This window comes from Sphingomonas sp. M1-B02, from assembly GCF_026167525.1.
Taxonomy (GTDB): Bacteria; Pseudomonadota; Alphaproteobacteria; order Sphingomonadales; family Sphingomonadaceae; genus Sphingomonas.
This window is the reverse complement of sequence record NZ_CP110679.1, coordinates 3,144,907-3,160,788: the sequence shown is the minus strand read 5'-3', so window position 1 is coordinate 3,160,788 and position 15,882 is coordinate 3,144,907. Positions and strand designations below refer to the sequence as shown.

Below are 15,882 nucleotides of genomic sequence, written 5' to 3'. Positions count from 1 at the left end.
TAGCCGACAATCCGCGATTTTTCTGGCATCCCGCCGGCCCGGAGCTAGGCTCTTCCGATCCAGCGGGAGACGAACATGGCGCAGATCCATCGCAACCACTACGGCGCCGTCGCCGCTGCCTTCCACTGGGGCATCGCGCTTCTGCTGTTCGCCCAGATCTATGTCGGCTGGACCTTCGGCGACATGGAGCGCGGCCCGGCGCGCGGGCTCTGGTTCGATTGGCACAAGACGCTCGGCTTCGTCATCCTGATCCTGAGCCTCGCCCGGCTGGGCTGGCGGTTGATGAACCCGCCGCCGCCTTTGCCGGCCGAGATGAAGAGCTGGGAACGGATAGCGGCGCGTGCGAACCATATCGCATTCTACGTCATCCTGATCGGCCTGCCGCTGACTGGCTGGGCCTATATCTCCACCGGATCGGGCGCGCTGGCGAGCAGCACGACCCCGCTCGTCGGCGGGCTCAGCTTCCCCTTTCTCCCCGGGCTGCCGCGCGAAGGGCATGACACGTTCGAGGACGCCCATGTCCTGCTGGTGAAGATCACCTACGCGCTCGTCGCGCTCCACGTCGCCGCAGTGCTCAAACATCTGCTTATCGACAAGGGGCCCCTGGCGCGGCGCATGCCGCCCTTCACGGGGTTGCGCGGCTAGCCCGGAGCGTGATCCGGGTCAGCTCGGACGGGCGGCCGAGGCGCAGCGCGAAACCGGGCCACAGCGCAGTGCCGTTGCTGACATAGAGGGTCATTCCCCCGACCGCGTAACGCCCCGATACGAACCCGCCATTGCCGCGCGCGACCAGCCGGTCGAGCCCGATGACCATCCCGCCATGGGTGTGCCCCGAGAGCTGCAGCGCCACCCCGCGCGCCGCCGCCTTCGCGGCGTTTCGCGGCTGATGGTCGAGCAGCACGATCGGTACGCCGCCAGGCGCTCCGGCCAGCGCGACGTGAAGGTCCGGCCCCGCCTGGCCATGCTGCGGCGCCGAAAGGTCGGTCACCCCCGCCAGCACCAGCCGCCCGCCGTCGCGCGCCAGCACGGCATGCGCGTTGGGCAGCATGCGAATGCCCATGTCCGAAAGCCGCGCCATCCAGGCCGGATAGTCAAAGAAATATTCGTGGTTGCCGGGAATTGCATACACCCCATCGGGCGCGCGCAGATCGCGTAGCGGCTCGACATCGTCGCGCCGCATCGCCACCGACCCATCGATGAAGTCGCCGGTCACGACGATAAGGTCGACCGCCGAGGCGTTCGCCGCATCGACCACCTGCCGCGTCCAGGCCTCTGGGTAGAGCTTGCTGATATGCAGGTCGGTCAGCTGCAGCAGCCGATAGCCGTCATATTGCGGCGGCAAACCGGGAATTGCGACCTCGACATCCCTGAGCGGCGGGACCCGCAGCGCCCCGGCAACCCCCACCGCCGCCAGCAGCGCCGCGATCGCGGCTGCGGCATAACGTACCGTGTCGGGCGCCCCGATCGCGCGCTGCCGCGCCGCCATCACCGCCAGCGTCCCCAGATCGAGCAGGATCTGCAGCACCGCGAGCAGCACCAGCGCGCCGAACGCCCAGTTGAACAGGATAACGATCGCCCGCGGGAATTCGGGTGCAAATACCGATCCCGACGATAGCTTGCTCCACAGATGATATTGCGAGGCGCCCAGCAGCAGCAGCGCCACCGCGCCCTTTACCCAGAGCGGCAGCGACAAGGGCAGCAACCAGCGTATGATGACGAGCAACGCGGGGGTCGCGAAGATGAAGTGCACGGATATGGGTCTCCTGGGGCCTGCCGCCTGCGCGCACGCCGGCCTGTTCGCAAGCCCCTAACCTCGTGCCCCGGGCGGGAGGCATCCGTCGGGAACGGACACCGCCGGCAAAAGCCTGTAGCAGAAGGGGGGCCGAAGCCCCCCTGAATCACATCGCCTGGAAAACGCCGCAGGCGATCCGTCCGCCCGAATTGCCCGAGGGATCCGTCTTGTAATCGTCCGCGTCGGCATGGATCACCAGCGCTGCGCCGTCCTGGTCGAGCAGCCCGGCGAAGGTTCCGCCCGGCAGCGTGAAGATCGTGCGATCATTGCCATCGTCGCCGACGTTGAGGTTGGGCATGTCGCCGGCATGCGGGCCGGCGGGGTTTTCCTTGCCGTGCTGATGCCCGGTCGGGTTCCAGTGCGGCCCGGCGGTGGTGAAGCCCGGCGCCTCGCACTTGCCGACCGCGTGGACATGCGTGCCGTGCGGCCCCTTGGGCAGTCCGCGCGCCTCGACCATCACGCGCAGCGAACCGTCAATCTCCTCGGCGATCGCGGTGCCGGCGTCCTTGCCATCCACGGTCTTCAGCGCCGCCTGGGCGCGGAAATTCCCTGCCATGTAGCGGGCATTCTTCTCGGGGCTGGTGCAGCCGCCGATCGCCAGCACCAACGAAGCCGCCGCGGATACTGCCACCCATTGCGATCCAACCATCTATCGTCTCCCGCCAAAATCCATGTCCTAGCCTAATGGCCGGGCGCGCGCACGGTTCCAAGGCTGTCGGCAAGGCACGCTCCGTCGCGCTTGCCGCTCACACTGCCGACGTCGAGGATGATCTTCGCCCGGCGCGAGAAGGTCAGCGCCTGCCAGCGCCCGCTATTGCCCACTGCAGTGCGGCTGCGCAGATGGGTCAGATGGAGCATCTCATACTGCTCTGAATCGACTCGCCCGGCGTCGATCAGGCAATTCCACTGCGCGACGTTCCAAGCATAATCGCGCCCCACCCCGTCCTGGTCGATCGTCTCGCTCAGCCCCCGATACCAGGCGAGAATCGCGCGCAGCCGCGGCCAGCGCTCGGCCTCGGGCATCGCGGCGAGCTTCGCGCGCAGCCGCGCCAGATCCTCGTCCAGCGGAAAGAAGCCCTGCTGCACCTTGGTATCTATCGCCCAGCGCACCTTGCGCATCGTGATCGCCTGCCCGGCGAACACGCGCATCAGATCGCCGCGCACCGCCTCGAGCAGGGCGACATAATGGTCGGTCTGCACCTGCAGCATCCGGTCGCTCTCGAACAGCGCGGTGAGCTCCGCCAGCATCACCGGGTTCAGCTTCCCGTCCGGCCCATGCGCCGCCAGAATTGCGGCGCGGCACTTTTCGCGCACCGGCACCTTCATGCAGTCCTTCGAGAACAGCAATTTGCCGTAGACGGGCGCCAGCCGCGTGCGCTCGCGCCGAAACTTGCGCCCCGATCGGAATCCGTCGCGCCATGCCTTCAGCACCGGCTGCAGGCTCCCGGTCCCGTAATTCCACTGGCTCATGCCCACCGAGACGAGCTGACTGTCGAAATTGCCCACCGGCATCGCCCAGCAGCCCATCGTCTCGGGAATCGAGGTCTCCGCCATCCGCGCGAAGATCGCCGGGCGGTCGAGCCCGATCTGGGCCAGCCGCGCCGCTGATTCGGGCGCGATCGTCAGGAATTGGGGCACGCCTTCGCGGCTGGCGACGTCGCCAACCTTGCGACAGCTCGCAGCGATCTCCGCGAGCGTTTGCGCCCGCGCCGGCATCTGCGCCGCCACTGCGAGCAGCAAAGCCGCCGCCGCCATCCACGTCCCGCGCATCGCGCACTCCCCCTTTGGGCGCCAAGCTCCGGAGCTGTAATGCCGACGATGGGGAAGGTGAAGCCGGAGCGCAGGAAAACTGGACGAGAGCACCGGACGCTCCGGCTATCCCTTGCGGAACGGGCTGGCAACGAGGGGAGGGCCTCGCGGTTCCCCTCGAATCCCATCAAAGAAATTTCGCCTGCTCTGTGGGTGGGTTGCGGGATGTTCATACTCGCCGGTCTAGAGCCCCGCCCAGTCGCCCCGGACCCGGACAGCAATCTACCGGGGCGGCTATCCATTCGCGCGCATCGCGTCGAACAGCGCCGCTCGAACCACACCCTTCCCCCCACCCCTCCCCCTTGCTAAGGCCCTCGCGAATCTTCGCATTCGCAGCACACCGGTGCGCCTGCGTGGGGGCCCGTCCCCCGCGACCTCCGAAGCGCGCCGGGCCGGACAGACCCAAGGGAAGGACCCACCCGCCATGACCGCCATCGGCAAGGACAGCCTCGGAACGCGTGACACGCTCACCGTCGGCACCGCCACCTACAGCTATTATTCGCTGCCCAAGGCCGCGAAGAAGCTCGGCGACATCAGCCGCCTGCCCTTCTCGATGAAGGTGCTGCTCGAGAATATGCTCCGCTTCGAAGACGGCAAGACGGTCACTAAGGACGATGCCCAGGCGATCGTCGACTGGCAGAAGGACGCGCGTTCGAACCGCGAGATCCAGTATCGCCCGGCGCGCGTACTGATGCAGGATTTCACCGGCGTGCCCTGCGTGGTCGATCTGGCGGCGATGCGCGATGCGATCACCAAACTCGGCGGCGACGCGGCCAAGATCAATCCGCAGGTTCCTGTCCATCTCGTCATCGATCACTCGGTGATGGTCGATGAGTTCGGAACCCCGCAATCGTTCGGCCAGAATGTCGAGCTCGAATATGAGCGCAATCTCGAGCGCTACGAATTCCTGAAGTGGGGCTCGAAGGCGCTCGACAATTTCCAGGTCGTCCCCCCCGGCACCGGCATCTGCCACCAGGTGAACCTCGAATATATCGCGAAGTCGGTCTGGTCGTCGCAGGCGCCCGACGGCAGCATGATCGCCTACCCGGACACGCTGGTCGGCACCGATAGCCACACCACGATGGTCAATGGCCTGGGCGTGCTCGGCTGGGGCGTCGGCGGGATCGAGGCGGAAGCGGCGATGCTCGGCCAGCCGGTCTCGATGCTGATCCCCGAAGTCGTCGGTTTCAAGCTTACCGGCTCGCTGGCCGAGGGCATCACCGCCACCGATCTCGTCCTCACCGTCACCCAGATGCTGCGCGCGAAGGGCGTCGTCGGCCGCTTCGTCGAATTTTACGGCCCCGGCCTGGGCGCGATGACGCTCGCCGATCGCGCGACGATCGCCAACATGGCGCCCGAATATGGCGCGACCTGCGGCTTCTTCCCGATCGACGACAAGACGATGGATTATATGCGGCTCACCGGCCGCCCCGACGAGACGATCGCCTTGGTCGAGGCCTACGCCAAGGCGCAGGGCATGTGGTATGATGCCTCGCTCGCCGATCCGATCTTCACCGACAGCCTCGAGCTCGACATGTCGAGCGTCAAGCCCAGCCTCGCCGGCCCCAAGCGCCCGCAGGATCGCGTCAGCCTCGACGTGGTCGACGAAGTGTTCAATGCCGATCTGAGCAAGGTCTATCACAAGGATGGCGCGGTTCGCGTGCCGGTCGAGGGCGCCGAGCATGACATCGGCGACGGCGACGTCGTGATCGCCGCGATCACCAGCTGCACCAACACGTCGAACCCCTCGGTGCTGATCGCCGCCGGCCTCGTCGCGCGGAAAGCGCGCGCGCTGGGGCTGAACCGCAAGCCCTGGGTCAAGACTTCGCTTGCCCCCGGCAGCCAGGTCGTCACCGACTATCTCAACAAGGCGGGCCTGAGCGAGGATCTCGACGCGATCGGCTTCAACCTGGTCGGCTATGGCTGCACCACCTGCATCGGCAATTCGGGTCCGCTCGCCGAGCCGATCAGCGCCGCGATCAATTCGGGCGACATCGTCGCCGCCTCGGTCCTCTCGGGCAACCGCAACTTCGAGGGTCGCGTCTCGCCCGACGTGCGCGCCAACTTCCTCGCCTCGCCCCCGCTTGTCGTCGCTTATGCGCTGAAGGGCACCGTGACGCAGGACATGTATGAGACCCCGATCGGCGAAGGCACCAACGGCCCGGTCTACCTCAAGGACATCTGGCCCTCGAACAGCGAGATCGCTTCGCTGATGGCCGCCAATATCGATGATCAGATGTTCCGCGCCCGCTATGGCAACGTCTATCAGGGCGACGCGCATTGGAGCGCGATCACCGTCGAGGGTTCGGACACCTATAACTGGCGCGCCGGCTCGACCTACATCGCCAACCCGCCTTATTTCGAAGGCATGTCGATGACCCCGGCCCCGGTGCAGGACATCATCGACGCCAAGCCGCTCGCGATCCTCGGCGATTCGATCACCACCGATCACATCTCGCCCGCAGGCAGCATCAAGGCCGATTCACCGGCCGGCAGCTACCTCCAGGACCATCAGGTCAACCGGAAGGACTTCAACAGCTACGGCGCGCGCCGCGGCAACCATGAGATCATGATGCGCGGCACCTTCGCCAACATCCGCATCAAGAACGAGATGGTCCCCGGCGTCGAAGGCGGCATGACGCGCTTCGCCGGCCAGGTTATGCCGATCTACGACGCGGCGATGCGCCACAAGCGCGACGGCACCCCGCTCGTCGTGATCGCCGGCAAGGAATATGGCACCGGCTCGAGCCGCGACTGGGCGGCCAAGGGCACCAACCTGCTCGGCGTCCGCGCCGTCATCACCGAGAGCTTCGAGCGCATCCACCGCTCGAACCTGGTTGGCATGGGCGTCCTGCCGCTCCAGTTCGCCGAGGGCTGCACCCGCGAGACGCTCAAGCTAAAGGGCAGCGATCTCTACACGATCAAGGACGTGGCGAGCATCCGCCCGCGCCAGGACGTCGAAGTGACGCTGACGCGCGAGGACGGCTCGGTCGAGACCTTCATGACGCGGTGCCGGATCGATACCGTCAACGAGCTGGAATATTTCCTGCACGGCGGGATTTTGCAGTACGTGCTGCGAAACTTGGCGGCTTAGGCTTCAACTCCCTCTCCCTTTGGGAGAGGGAAGGGGCCCGCCGCGAAGCGGTGGGAAGGGTGAGGAAAGGTTAACGGGAATCGCTGCCCTCACCCTTCCGCCGACTACGTCGGCTCCCTCCCTCTCCCAACGGGAGAGGGAATTTACCCCTCTATCCCCAACAACTCGATCTTGAACAGCAAGGTCGCCCCGCCGGGTATCTCCCCCTTGCCCTCGGGCCCATATCCCAGGTCGGCCGGCACCGCGATCTCGATCACGTCGCCCACCCCCATCTGCGGCACCGCCAGCTGCCAGGCCGGGATCAGCGCCCCCAGCGGAAAGGTCGCCGGTTCGCCGCGGGCATAGCTGCTGTCGAACTCGGTCCCGTCGGTCAGAGAGCCCGCATAATGGAGCGTCACCGTGTCGGCGACGGTCGGGTGCCGGCCGCTGCCGTCGCCCTTGATTCGCCGATAGCGCAGCCCGCCTTCCAGCGCCCCCCAGCCGTCGCTGGGCTTCAGGCTCGCCAGCGCCAGCGACTGCTTGTTGTGCCAGGCGGCATCCTGCGAGGGCTGCGACACCGTCTGCGCGGCGACATAGGTTCCCGCGACGATGCCGAGCGCGGCAAGGGTTCGAACAATCCAACGCATCACAAAGCCCTTCCAGCAACGGCGTCCAGTTTCGCCAGCAGCTCCGGATCGCGAGCATGCGGCGCAGTGATAAGCGCCGTATCGAGGCACGTGTCGATTGGCGAGGGCGGACGTTCCACCGGTAGGCTGCGCAACAGGTGCATCACCAGCGCTCGCGCCTTCACGGCATTGGCCGAGAGCTGCTGGATCACCTGCGCGACGTCCACGGCATCCTCGCCCTCGCGCCAGCAATCATAATCGGTAATCATCCCCACCAGCGCATAAGGCAGCTCGGCCTCGCGCGCGAGCTTGGCCTCGGGCATCGCCGTCATCCCGATCACGTCGCAACCCCATTGCCGATAGAGCTCGCTCTCCGCGCGTGTCGAGAATTGCGGCCCCTCCATCGCCAGATAGGTCCCGCCGACATGCGTCTGCGCCCCCGCCGCCTTGGCCGCCTCCGCCGCCAGCGCGGACAATCGCGGGCAGACCGGATCGGCCATCGAGACATGCGCGACCATGCCGCTGCCATAGAAGCTCGAAGGCCGGCCCTTCGTCCGATCGATGAACTGGTCGACGATCGTGAAGCTCCCCGGCGGTCGCGCCTCGGCCAGCGATCCCACCGACGAGATCGCCAGCACGTCCGTCACCCCCACCCGCTTCAACACGTCGATATTGGCGCGCGCATTGAGCTCCGACGGGCTGATCCGATGCCCCCGCCCGTGCCGCGGCAGGAACACCACGCGGACATGCCCCACGCGCCCGCGAAACAGCGCGTCGGACGGCTCGCCCCACGGGCTCGCCACATCCACCCAGGCGCCGTCCTCGACCCCGTCGACATCGTACAGCCCCGAACCGCCGATGATCCCGATCGTCCAGCCGCTCATGCGAGCGACCTGTCCACATTGCGCCGCGAATAGGCGAAATAGAGCGCTAGCCCGATCACGTTCCACGCCCCGAACAGCAACTGCGTCTGCGTCGGCAGGCTCAGGAACAGATAGAGGCAGCCGAACACCGCCCCCAGCCCGACCACCCACACCGCCGGCGTGCGGAACGGCCGTACCGCCTGCGGCGCGCGCCGCCGCATCACCAGCACGCAGATGCCCACCGCCGCGAACGCGGTCAGCGTGCCCGCATTGGCGAGCGCCGCGATCTGGTCGATCGGGAAAAAGGCCGCAAAGAAGGTCACCACCCCCGCGGTGAACAAAGTGATCCGCACCGGCGTCCCACGGCTGGAGACCCGCGCCAGGCTTTCGGGCAGCATATGATCGCGCGCCATCACGAAGAAGATCCGGCTCTGGCCATAGAGGAACGCCAGGATCACCGTCGGCAGCGCGATCACCGCCGACGCCGCCAGGAAGGTCGCCGCCCCCGGCTGGCCGATCCCGCGCAGGATCAGCGCCAGCGGCTCGGGGCTGTCGGCGAAGCGCGTATAGCTCAGCGCCCCCACCGCGACGACCGCCACGACCATGTAGATCACCACGCAGACCAGCATCGAACCCACGATCCCGATCGCCAGATCGCGCCCCGGATTCTTCGCCTCCTCGGCCGCGGTCGAGATCGCGTCGAAGCCATAGAAAGCGAAGAAGATGATCGCCGCCGCCGCCATCACCCCGCGCTCGACTCCGTCGCCCGACATCTGCTTGGAAAAGCCGAACGGCGCGAACGGCTCCAGATTGGCGCCGTCGAAATAGGGTAGCGCCACCGCGACGAACACCGCCAATGCGATCAGCTTGACCACCACCAGCACCGCGTTGATCGTGGCACTCTCGCGCGTGCCGACGATCAGCAATGCGGTCACCACCCCGACGATGAACAGCGCCGGCAAATTCACGCCCCATTCGACCACCTGCCAGCCCGCCATCACCGGCCCATGCGTCAGCGCCGCGGGCAGATTGACCCCCAGCCCCTCCAGGAACCCGACCGAATAGCCCGACCAGCCCACTGCCACGGTCGCCACCACCAGCGTATATTCGGCAAGCAGGCTCCAGCCGACCACCCAGGCGATGATCTCCCCCAGCACGACATAGCTATAGGTATAGGCGCTGCCCGACGCCGGGATCATCGTCGCCATCTCGGCATAAGCCAGCGCGGCGCAGGCGCAGATCAGCCCGGCCACCACGAAGGACAGGATGACCGCCGGCCCCGCCCGATCGGCGCCCACGCCGATCAGCGTGAGGATTCCGGTGCCCACGATCGCGCCGACGCCCAGTGCCACGAGGTGCGGCCAGGAAAGGGTCCGCTGCAGCCGATGTTCGAGCGGACGGTCCGCCTCCGCCAATATCGTCTTGCGGCGGAAAAGGCTGGCCATGCGATCGTCCCCGTTTGCTGTGGCGAGGGTGATGCTGCGCCGCGAGGGACGCGTCAACCGCCCAACGAAACCGCGTCAGCCCTTAGGACAAGCCGCCCCGCTGGCCACCCAGGCACGGGTCAATTCCCCGAACTCGGCCTGCGTACCCGGCGCGGGCTGCCGCCCCGGTCCCGGGTTCCAGCCCCAGCCGACCAGCGAATCATGCGCATTATGCTCGATCAGCTGCTCCAGCGATTTGCCGCCGTTGCGCTTGCGATCCTTGATCTGCGCGCAGATCTGCGCGAGCGTCTTGCCCTCCCACGCCATCTCGATCGGCGCGAGATGCCATTCGGGATGCCCGGGAATGCTGCCAGTGCCATTGGCGAAGGCGACGTTGCGCGGCCCGTGGCAGGTCGCGCATTCAAGCCCCGGCGCGCCCTTGCCCTCGGGCCCGCGCGTCACCGGCGTGACGTGCGGCACCTGCGCATCGCCCTGCAGCGGCCGATCGGTGCGCGGGTGGCAGTTCACGCAGCGCGGGTGCTGGATGACCTTGCCCATCTCCTCGAAGATCGCGGTCGAGCGCGCATTCCTGTCGGCGATCGACGCGAAGGCGACGACGGGCTTCAATCCCTCCACCTTCTGCTCGCGCGCCTGGCTGGCGATCCCGAAGGTCAGCGCGAGCGTCGCGGCGCCGAGCGCGATCAGGCCCCCCTTCATGCATTGTCTCCATGCGCGAACGGAAGTCTCCGCACCGCCTTGCCGGTGAGCTTGCGCCAGGCGTTGGCCACCGCGGGCGCGGTAGGCGGCAACCCCGGCTCGCCGACCCCGGTCGGGTCCGCATCCGACTGGATGATCGCCACCTCCACTGCCGGCATCTCGCCGATCCGCAGCGAGCGATAGCTGTCGAAATTGCCCTGCGCGACGCCGCCGCCCTCGCCCAGCACCAGCTCCGAATAGAGCGCATGGCCCAGGCCGTAGCCGATCCCGCCCTCCATCTGCGCGCGGATCACATTGGGATTGATCGGGATGCCGCAATCCACCGCGCACCAGACCTTATGCACCTTCGGCAGCCCGTCCGGCCCCTTCGAAACCTCGGCGATCTGCGCGACATAGCTATTGAAGCTCTTGTGCACCGCCACCCCGCGTGCGCGGCCCGCGGGCACCTTGCCGCCCCAATTGGCCAGCTCGGCGACGCGCCGCAGCACCACCTTCTCGCGATCGTCCTTCATCAGCGCGATCCGCCCCTCGATCAGGTCCTTGCCGCCCAGGGCGAGCAATTCGTCGACGAAGGTTTCCACCGCATAGGCCGTGTGCGTGTGCCCCACCGATCGCCACCACAAGGTCGGCACGCCGGCCTCCAGGATGTGCTGGCCGACGCGATGCGCGGGAAACTTGTAGCTGCCCTCCGCCGCGCCCTCGGTCATTGTCCCGTCGATGCCGTCCTTCATCCCCATCGGCTCCATCGCGGTGCCCTTGAAGAAGGATTGCGACGCGACGACCTGGTCCCAGGCGCTGATATTGCCCGCGCCGTCGATCCCGCCGCGCAGCCGGTGGACCGTCAGCGGCCGATAGCGCCCGCCGCGAATGTCATTCTCGCGGCTCCAGACATGCTTAACCGGAGTCTTTCCGCCATAGGCCTTGAAAGCGCTGGCCGCCTCGATCGCGAATTCCATCGCCGGCGTGGCGCGCCGGCCGAAACTGCCGCCGGCATATTGCTCGTGCAGCCGTGCCTTGGCGATCGGCACGCCAAGCGTCGCGCAGATCGCGCTCAGTTCGCCGACCTGGAACTGGCTGCCCATCCACACGTCGAGCATGTCGCCGTCCATCGCGATCACGGCGTCGAGCGGCTCCATGGGTGCGTGCGCGAGATAGGGGAAGAGATACAGCGCTTCGTGCGTCTTCGCCGAGCCCGCCAGCGCCGCGGCGACGTCGCCATTCTTCTCGACTTCCTTGCCCGGCGCTTTCGCCGCTTCGGCAAAGACCTTGTAGAGTTGCTCGCTCGAGCGCTTCTCGGCCTTGGAGAGATCCCATGTCACGTCCAGCGCGGCCCGGCCCTTCATCGCGGCATAGCCGTCCTTGGCATAGACGATCACGCCCTGGGGCACCTGGTGCACCGCCAGCACCCCCGGCACCGCCAGCGCCGCGCTGTCGATCACCTTGGTGGCCGTGCCCCCGAAGGCCGGCGCGTGCAGGATCGCCGTGTGGACCATCCCCGGCCGCTGGACGTCCATCGTGAACATCGTCGTGCCCATCGTCTTGCCGACGCTGTCCACCTTGGGCACGTCGGTGCCGATCAGGGTCCACTGCGCCGGCGTCTTGAGCACGGGCTTCTCGGGGGCCTTCAGCAGCGCCGCGTCCGCCGCCAGCTCGCCGAAGCTCGCCTTGCGCCCGCCGCTGGATACCACGCCCTTCGAGACCTTCACCGATGCCGGCGCCACGCCCCAGCGCTTCGCCGCAGCCTCGACCAGCATCGCCCGCGCCGAAGCGCCCGCGTTGCGCATCTGCATCCAGCTGTTCGAGATTGCCGAGGAGCCCCCGGTCCCCATCGTCCCGAAGGCGAGATTCTTGTAGAGCGGGTCGTTCGCAGGCGCCATTTCGACGCGGACCTGGCTCCAGTCGGCATCCATTTCGTCGGCGGCGATCGTCGCCAGGCCGGTCGCGGGACCCTGGCCGAATTCGACATGCTTGATGACGATCGTCACCAGATTGTCCGGGCTCACCCGCACGAAGGCATTGGGCGCGAACGGTGCCGCCGGGGCGGCAGGGGCGCTGGCGGCGGCGCGCGCGCCGATCGGCAGCGTCAGCCCGAGCACGAGTCCCGAGGATTGGAGGAAGCCGCGGCGCGAGGGGGTCAGTGCGTTCATGGCGCTCAAGCCTCCATCTTCTTGGCGGCGTCGTGGATCGCCTGGCGGATGCGGACATAGGTGGCGCAGCGGCAGATATTGCCCGCCATCGCCCGATCGATATCCGCGTCGCTCGGCCGCTTCTTGGCCGCGAGCAGCCCGATCGCCGACATCACCTGCCCCGATTGGCAGAAACCGCATTGCGGCACGTCGATCGCGACCCAGGCCTGCTGCACCGCCTCGGCGGTCTTGCCCGCCACCCCTTCGATCGTCGTGACCGCCTTGCCCGCAACCATGCTCACCGGGGTCACGCAGGATCGCCGGTTCTTGCCCTCCAGATGCACGGTGCAGGCGCCGCACTGGGCGATCCCGCAGCCATATTTTGTCCCCGTCAGCCCCAGATGATCGCGCAGCACCCACAGCAAGGGCGTCTCCGGATCGCCGTCGAAGGACGTGGTCTTTCCGTTCAAGGTGAAATCGGTGGCCATGTTTTCCCTCCGCGGCGCGAACCCTCTTCTAGCGGGCGAGCGGCGTGAGGGAAGTAGGAATCTACCGGTCGGTACAGATAGTCGCGGTTCGATTATCGGCTAACCGCTTCGGCGATCGGGCATGCAAGCGAACGCGATCGGCGGGCTCCCCGTGCCAGGACCAGCAGATCGCACCAGCAAATCCTCGGGCACTATCAAGCAATGGCAGCCAGTTCCCTCCAGCACTCGAGCGCGATGGTCCCGATGCCCTCAGTCGGTCTCGACCGCGAAGGTGGCCGAAATCGCGCGGAGCAATGCCAGCGACTCCTGCATCCGAAAGTTGGATTCACCGGTCTGCTCCGCGATCTCGATCTTCACTTCGCAGGTCGTCGCGATCACCGAACGGGCGACTTCCAACGAAAAGACCTTGGCCTCGACGAGTGCGTGGAGGATGCTTTCCGCCAGGAGCAGCGCGGCCTGGCCGTGCGCGTCGGGCTCGGGAGAGGGGGTGGCCGCCGCGATCAACGCGGCGTCGGAAGTTACATCGTTCATCGCTTTGGCCGATCTGAAAATCAGGCGGGAGCGCTGCGCGTCTCTCGGCCGCCGGCGCCTGAATTCGCGTGCCGGCAATGCCCTATCATGCACGAGTTCGACATTTGCATCATAACCTGCGTTAATGTGCACATCCTCATATAGATTAAGCCGGCATCGGGAGTATCCATGTCCAACCCCTTTGCTCAACGCCTGCGGGGACACGGCCCCCTGACCGAAGATGAAGTCGCGCTGCTGACCGCGGCCTGTCAGAGCACGCGCGAACTGCCCGCGGGCTTTCACCTCATCCGCGAGGGCGATTGCCCCGATCCGGTGTTCGTGATGCTGGAGGGTTGGGCCTTCCGCTACAAGATATTGCCCGATGGCGGCCGCCAGATCATCGCCTTCATGCTTCCGGGCGATTTCTGCGATGTCCATATCTCGGTGCTCGAAGAAATGGATCACAGCATCGTCACGCTGACCAAATCGCGAGTAGCGGCAATCCCCCATACCCAGATGGAGGCGCTGGTCGAATCGCGCCCATCGATCACCCGCGCCTTCTGGTGGTCGCAGCTCGTCGATCAGGGAATATTGCGCGCGTGGATCGTCAGCATGGGCCGCCGCAAGGCCACCGAGCGAGTCGCGCACCTGATGTGCGAGCTCTATATCCGCATGCGCAACATCGGCATGGCGACCGACGATCGCTGCGAGATGCCGCTGACCCAGATCGTCCTGGCCGACGCGGTGGGCCTGACCCCGGTTCACGTAAACCGGGTTCTGCGCCGACTCCGGCTCGAGAAAGTGATGGAGTTGCGATCGGGCTCGCTCAAGATCATCGATCCGGCCAAGCTGGCGCGCATCGCCGGCTTCGACGACAATTATCTCCACGGGCGCCTCAACAAGGCCCGGCTGGTGCTTGCGGCTTGAGGCGGGGGACCTTCAGTCCCCCGCAAAGCCGAACGGCGATATTCCGCTCTCCCGCTCGTTGACCAGCATCGCGCGCCCGGCCGGAGGTGCCGATCGCTGCGGACAATCCATCCGCGTGCAGGCCCGGCAGCCAAGCCCGATCGGAACAGCCCGCCCCGCCAGATCACGCCCGCCCGCCGCCGCCAGCGTAGACGCCTCGCTCGCCGCGACGCCCAGTCCGATCGCGAAGCGCGCCCGCATGCCGCCCACGCGCCCGTCCTGCGGATGTACGCAGCGCGCCATCGTGAACCAGCGGCTGCCATCCTCCAGCTCGACCAACTGGGACAACAGCTCGTCGGGCCGCGCAAACGTCTCGAACAGGTTCCACAGGGGGCACAAAGTCGGTCCGTCGACCATCGGCGATCCGCTCGCGCCGCCATAGCGTTTGGAGACCTGCCCCGCACGATCGACCCGCACCAGGAAGAAGGGCAGCCCCCGAGCCCCCACCCGCTGCAGCGTCGTCAGCCGATGCGCCACCTGGGCGAAGCTCGCCCCGAAGCGCCGCTGCAGCAGCTCCGGATCATAGCCGCTCGCCTCGCACGCCCGCAGGAAACGCGCATAGGGCATCATCACCGCGGCCGCGAAATAGCCGGTCAGGTGCCGACGCAGCAGCCGTTCTCCGACGCGCTCGAACCCGGCCCCCCTCACCAGCGCGTCGATCTGCCCCTGCGCTTCGTGCGACAGTCGCTCGGCCAGCGCAAAGCTGCGCGCGGGTGCGTCCAGCATCTCGGACAATTGGATCTGCCGCGCGTGCAGATCCAGCCGCTTGAGCCGCTCGCCCATCACCTCGCGCGGCAGGATCCGCACCGATAGCTGGTGCTTGACCCGCAGCCGCTCGGCCATCGCGCCATAGGGATCGCCGGCCCCCATCCGCAATTCGTCGGCCAGCGCCTCCGCCGCCGCGTCGAGATCGGCGAAATGGTTGCGCCAGCGCTCGACTTCGCGGCGCACCTGCGCCGCCGGATCGGGTGCAGCATCCCCTGCCGCAATCCCGCCGCCCAGCCGGTCATAGGCCCGCGCGAACGCCTCGGCCCCGCCGGGCGCAGCCGCCAGCCATTCCTCCAGCTGATGTCGATCGATTTCGAGATCGGCGAAGATCGGATCGCCCAGCCGCCGCCGCATCGCATCGCTGCCGCCGCCGGGCTCGCTCGCGCCCAGCGTCCGCGGATCGAAATCATAGGTTTCCGCCAGCCGCATCATCAGCGTCGCGGTCAGCGGTCGCTGGTTGCGCTCGATCAGGTTCAGATAGCTGGGGGACACCGCGAGTGCCTCGGCCATCGCCGCCTGCGTCAGCGCCATCTGGCGCCGCAGCCGGCGCACCGCATGTCCGGCAAAGAGCTTGCGTTCGACCATGTGCCGAGGGCCACCGTTCCTGAAACCGCAGTCCGACAATCCTGTCATTTATTTACAACATTGCAACCGCCTTAGTGGCGCTACCGGACAATCGGACCCGCTTTTTGCACTAGAAGCGATGGTCGTCTCCCACGA

14 protein-coding genes are annotated in these 15,882 nt (G+C 67.0%); 3 read left to right on the top strand and 11 right to left on the bottom strand.

The features are described 5' to 3' along the window. Positions 1–75: 75 nt before the first annotated feature. Positions 76–645 carry a cytochrome b gene (locus OKW87_RS15200; RefSeq protein ID WP_265540752.1) on the top strand — a complete coding sequence of 190 codons (570 nt, stop codon included), beginning with the start codon at positions 76–78 and terminating at the stop codon, positions 643–645. On the opposite strand, the gene OKW87_RS15195 is transcribed toward OKW87_RS15200, so the two are convergent. From OKW87_RS15195 to OKW87_RS15185, 3 genes are all read right to left on the bottom strand, one after another. Continuing rightward, on the bottom strand, positions 626–1,750 hold the full coding sequence (locus OKW87_RS15195) for a metallophosphoesterase (RefSeq protein ID WP_265540751.1): 1,125 nt from the start codon (positions 1,748–1,750) through the stop codon (positions 626–628). The genes OKW87_RS15200 and OKW87_RS15195 overlap by 20 nt on opposite strands. Before the next feature lie 148 nt (positions 1,751–1,898). Next, entirely contained in the window at positions 1,899–2,423 is a 525-nt protein-coding gene (locus OKW87_RS15190) for a superoxide dismutase family protein (RefSeq protein ID WP_265540750.1), read from the bottom strand. Positions 2,424–2,473: 50 nt separating this feature from the next. Beyond that, complete coding sequence (locus OKW87_RS15185; protein WP_265540749.1) at positions 2,474–3,562, bottom strand: hypothetical protein; 1,089 nt, start codon at positions 3,560–3,562, stop codon at positions 2,474–2,476. A 463-nt stretch (positions 3,563–4,025) separates the two neighbouring features. Between OKW87_RS15185 and acnA the strand changes: the two genes are divergently transcribed. Then, a complete protein-coding gene (gene acnA, locus OKW87_RS15180) occupies positions 4,026–6,695 on the top strand; it encodes an aconitate hydratase AcnA (protein WP_265540748.1) in 2,670 nt (889 codons plus the stop codon). Positions 6,696–6,838: 143 nt separating this feature from the next. Here the strand turns inward: acnA and OKW87_RS15175 are convergent, their stop codons facing one another. From OKW87_RS15175 to OKW87_RS15145, 7 genes are all read right to left on the bottom strand, one after another. Next, a complete protein-coding gene (locus OKW87_RS15175; RefSeq protein ID WP_265540747.1) occupies positions 6,839–7,321 on the bottom strand; it encodes an FKBP-type peptidyl-prolyl cis-trans isomerase in 483 nt (160 codons plus the stop codon). Next, complete coding sequence (locus OKW87_RS15170) at positions 7,321–8,184, bottom strand: S-methyl-5'-thioadenosine phosphorylase (RefSeq protein WP_265540746.1); 864 nt, start codon at positions 8,182–8,184, stop codon at positions 7,321–7,323. Before OKW87_RS15170 ends, OKW87_RS15175 begins: the two co-directional genes overlap by 1 nt. Continuing rightward, positions 8,181–9,608, bottom strand: a complete 1,428-nt coding sequence (locus tag OKW87_RS15165; protein ID WP_265540745.1) for an amino acid permease — start codon at positions 9,606–9,608, stop codon at positions 8,181–8,183. Before OKW87_RS15165 ends, OKW87_RS15170 begins: the two co-directional genes overlap by 4 nt. A 75-nt stretch (positions 9,609–9,683) precedes the next feature. Then, the gene (locus OKW87_RS15160; RefSeq protein WP_265540744.1) at positions 9,684–10,304 is read right to left on the bottom strand and encodes an Isoquinoline 1-oxidoreductase subunit; all 621 of its coding nucleotides are present in this window, start codon (positions 10,302–10,304) and stop codon (positions 9,684–9,686) included. Beyond that, positions 10,301–12,451, bottom strand: coding sequence for a xanthine dehydrogenase family protein molybdopterin-binding subunit (locus tag OKW87_RS15155; protein ID WP_265540743.1), 2,151 nt, complete (start codon positions 12,449–12,451; stop codon positions 10,301–10,303). The genes OKW87_RS15160 and OKW87_RS15155 overlap by 4 nt, the downstream gene beginning before the upstream one ends. 5 nt (positions 12,452–12,456) lie before the next feature. Then, on the bottom strand, positions 12,457–12,918 hold the full coding sequence (locus OKW87_RS15150) for a (2Fe-2S)-binding protein (RefSeq protein WP_265540742.1): 462 nt from the start codon (positions 12,916–12,918) through the stop codon (positions 12,457–12,459). A 249-nt stretch (positions 12,919–13,167) separates the two neighbouring features. Continuing rightward, positions 13,168–13,449, bottom strand: a complete 282-nt coding sequence (locus OKW87_RS15145; RefSeq protein WP_265540741.1) for a hypothetical protein — start codon at positions 13,447–13,449, stop codon at positions 13,168–13,170. 168 nt (positions 13,450–13,617) lie between these two features. Here OKW87_RS15145 and OKW87_RS15140 point away from each other — a divergent pair, with 168 nt between their 5' ends. Next, positions 13,618–14,355: a Crp/Fnr family transcriptional regulator gene (locus OKW87_RS15140; RefSeq protein ID WP_265540740.1), complete on the top strand. Its 738-nt coding sequence runs from the start codon at positions 13,618–13,620 to the stop codon at positions 14,353–14,355. A gap of 12 nt (positions 14,356–14,367) precedes the next feature. On the opposite strand, the gene OKW87_RS15135 is transcribed toward OKW87_RS15140, so the two are convergent. Continuing rightward, entirely contained in the window at positions 14,368–15,747 is a 1,380-nt protein-coding gene (locus OKW87_RS15135) for a helix-turn-helix domain-containing protein (protein ID WP_265540739.1), read from the bottom strand. Positions 15,748–15,882 lie beyond the last annotated feature (135 nt).

Coding starts and splice junctions, on each gene's coding strand:
- OKW87_RS15175 (WP_265540747.1), bottom strand. CDS start 7,321: ATGCGTTGGATTGTTCGAACCCTTGCCGCGCTCGGCATCGTCGCGGGA.
- OKW87_RS15150 (WP_265540742.1), bottom strand. CDS start 12,918: ATGGCCACCGATTTCACCTTGAACGGAAAGACCACGTCCTTCGACGGC.
- acnA (WP_265540748.1), top strand. CDS start 4,026: ATGACCGCCATCGGCAAGGACAGCCTCGGAACGCGTGACACGCTCACC.
- OKW87_RS15165 (WP_265540745.1), bottom strand. CDS start 9,608: ATGGCCAGCCTTTTCCGCCGCAAGACGATATTGGCGGAGGCGGACCGT.
- OKW87_RS15135 (WP_265540739.1), bottom strand. CDS start 15,747: ATGGTCGAACGCAAGCTCTTTGCCGGACATGCGGTGCGCCGGCTGCGG.
- OKW87_RS15200 (WP_265540752.1), top strand. CDS start 76: ATGGCGCAGATCCATCGCAACCACTACGGCGCCGTCGCCGCTGCCTTC.
- OKW87_RS15140 (WP_265540740.1), top strand. CDS start 13,618: ATGTCCAACCCCTTTGCTCAACGCCTGCGGGGACACGGCCCCCTGACC.
- OKW87_RS15155 (WP_265540743.1), bottom strand. CDS start 12,451: ATGAACGCACTGACCCCCTCGCGCCGCGGCTTCCTCCAATCCTCGGGA.
- OKW87_RS15185 (WP_265540749.1), bottom strand. CDS start 3,562: ATGCGCGGGACGTGGATGGCGGCGGCGGCTTTGCTGCTCGCAGTGGCG.
- OKW87_RS15170 (WP_265540746.1), bottom strand. CDS start 8,184: ATGAGCGGCTGGACGATCGGGATCATCGGCGGTTCGGGGCTGTACGAT.
- OKW87_RS15160 (WP_265540744.1), bottom strand. CDS start 10,304: ATGAAGGGGGGCCTGATCGCGCTCGGCGCCGCGACGCTCGCGCTGACC.
- OKW87_RS15145 (WP_265540741.1), bottom strand. CDS start 13,449: ATGAACGATGTAACTTCCGACGCCGCGTTGATCGCGGCGGCCACCCCC.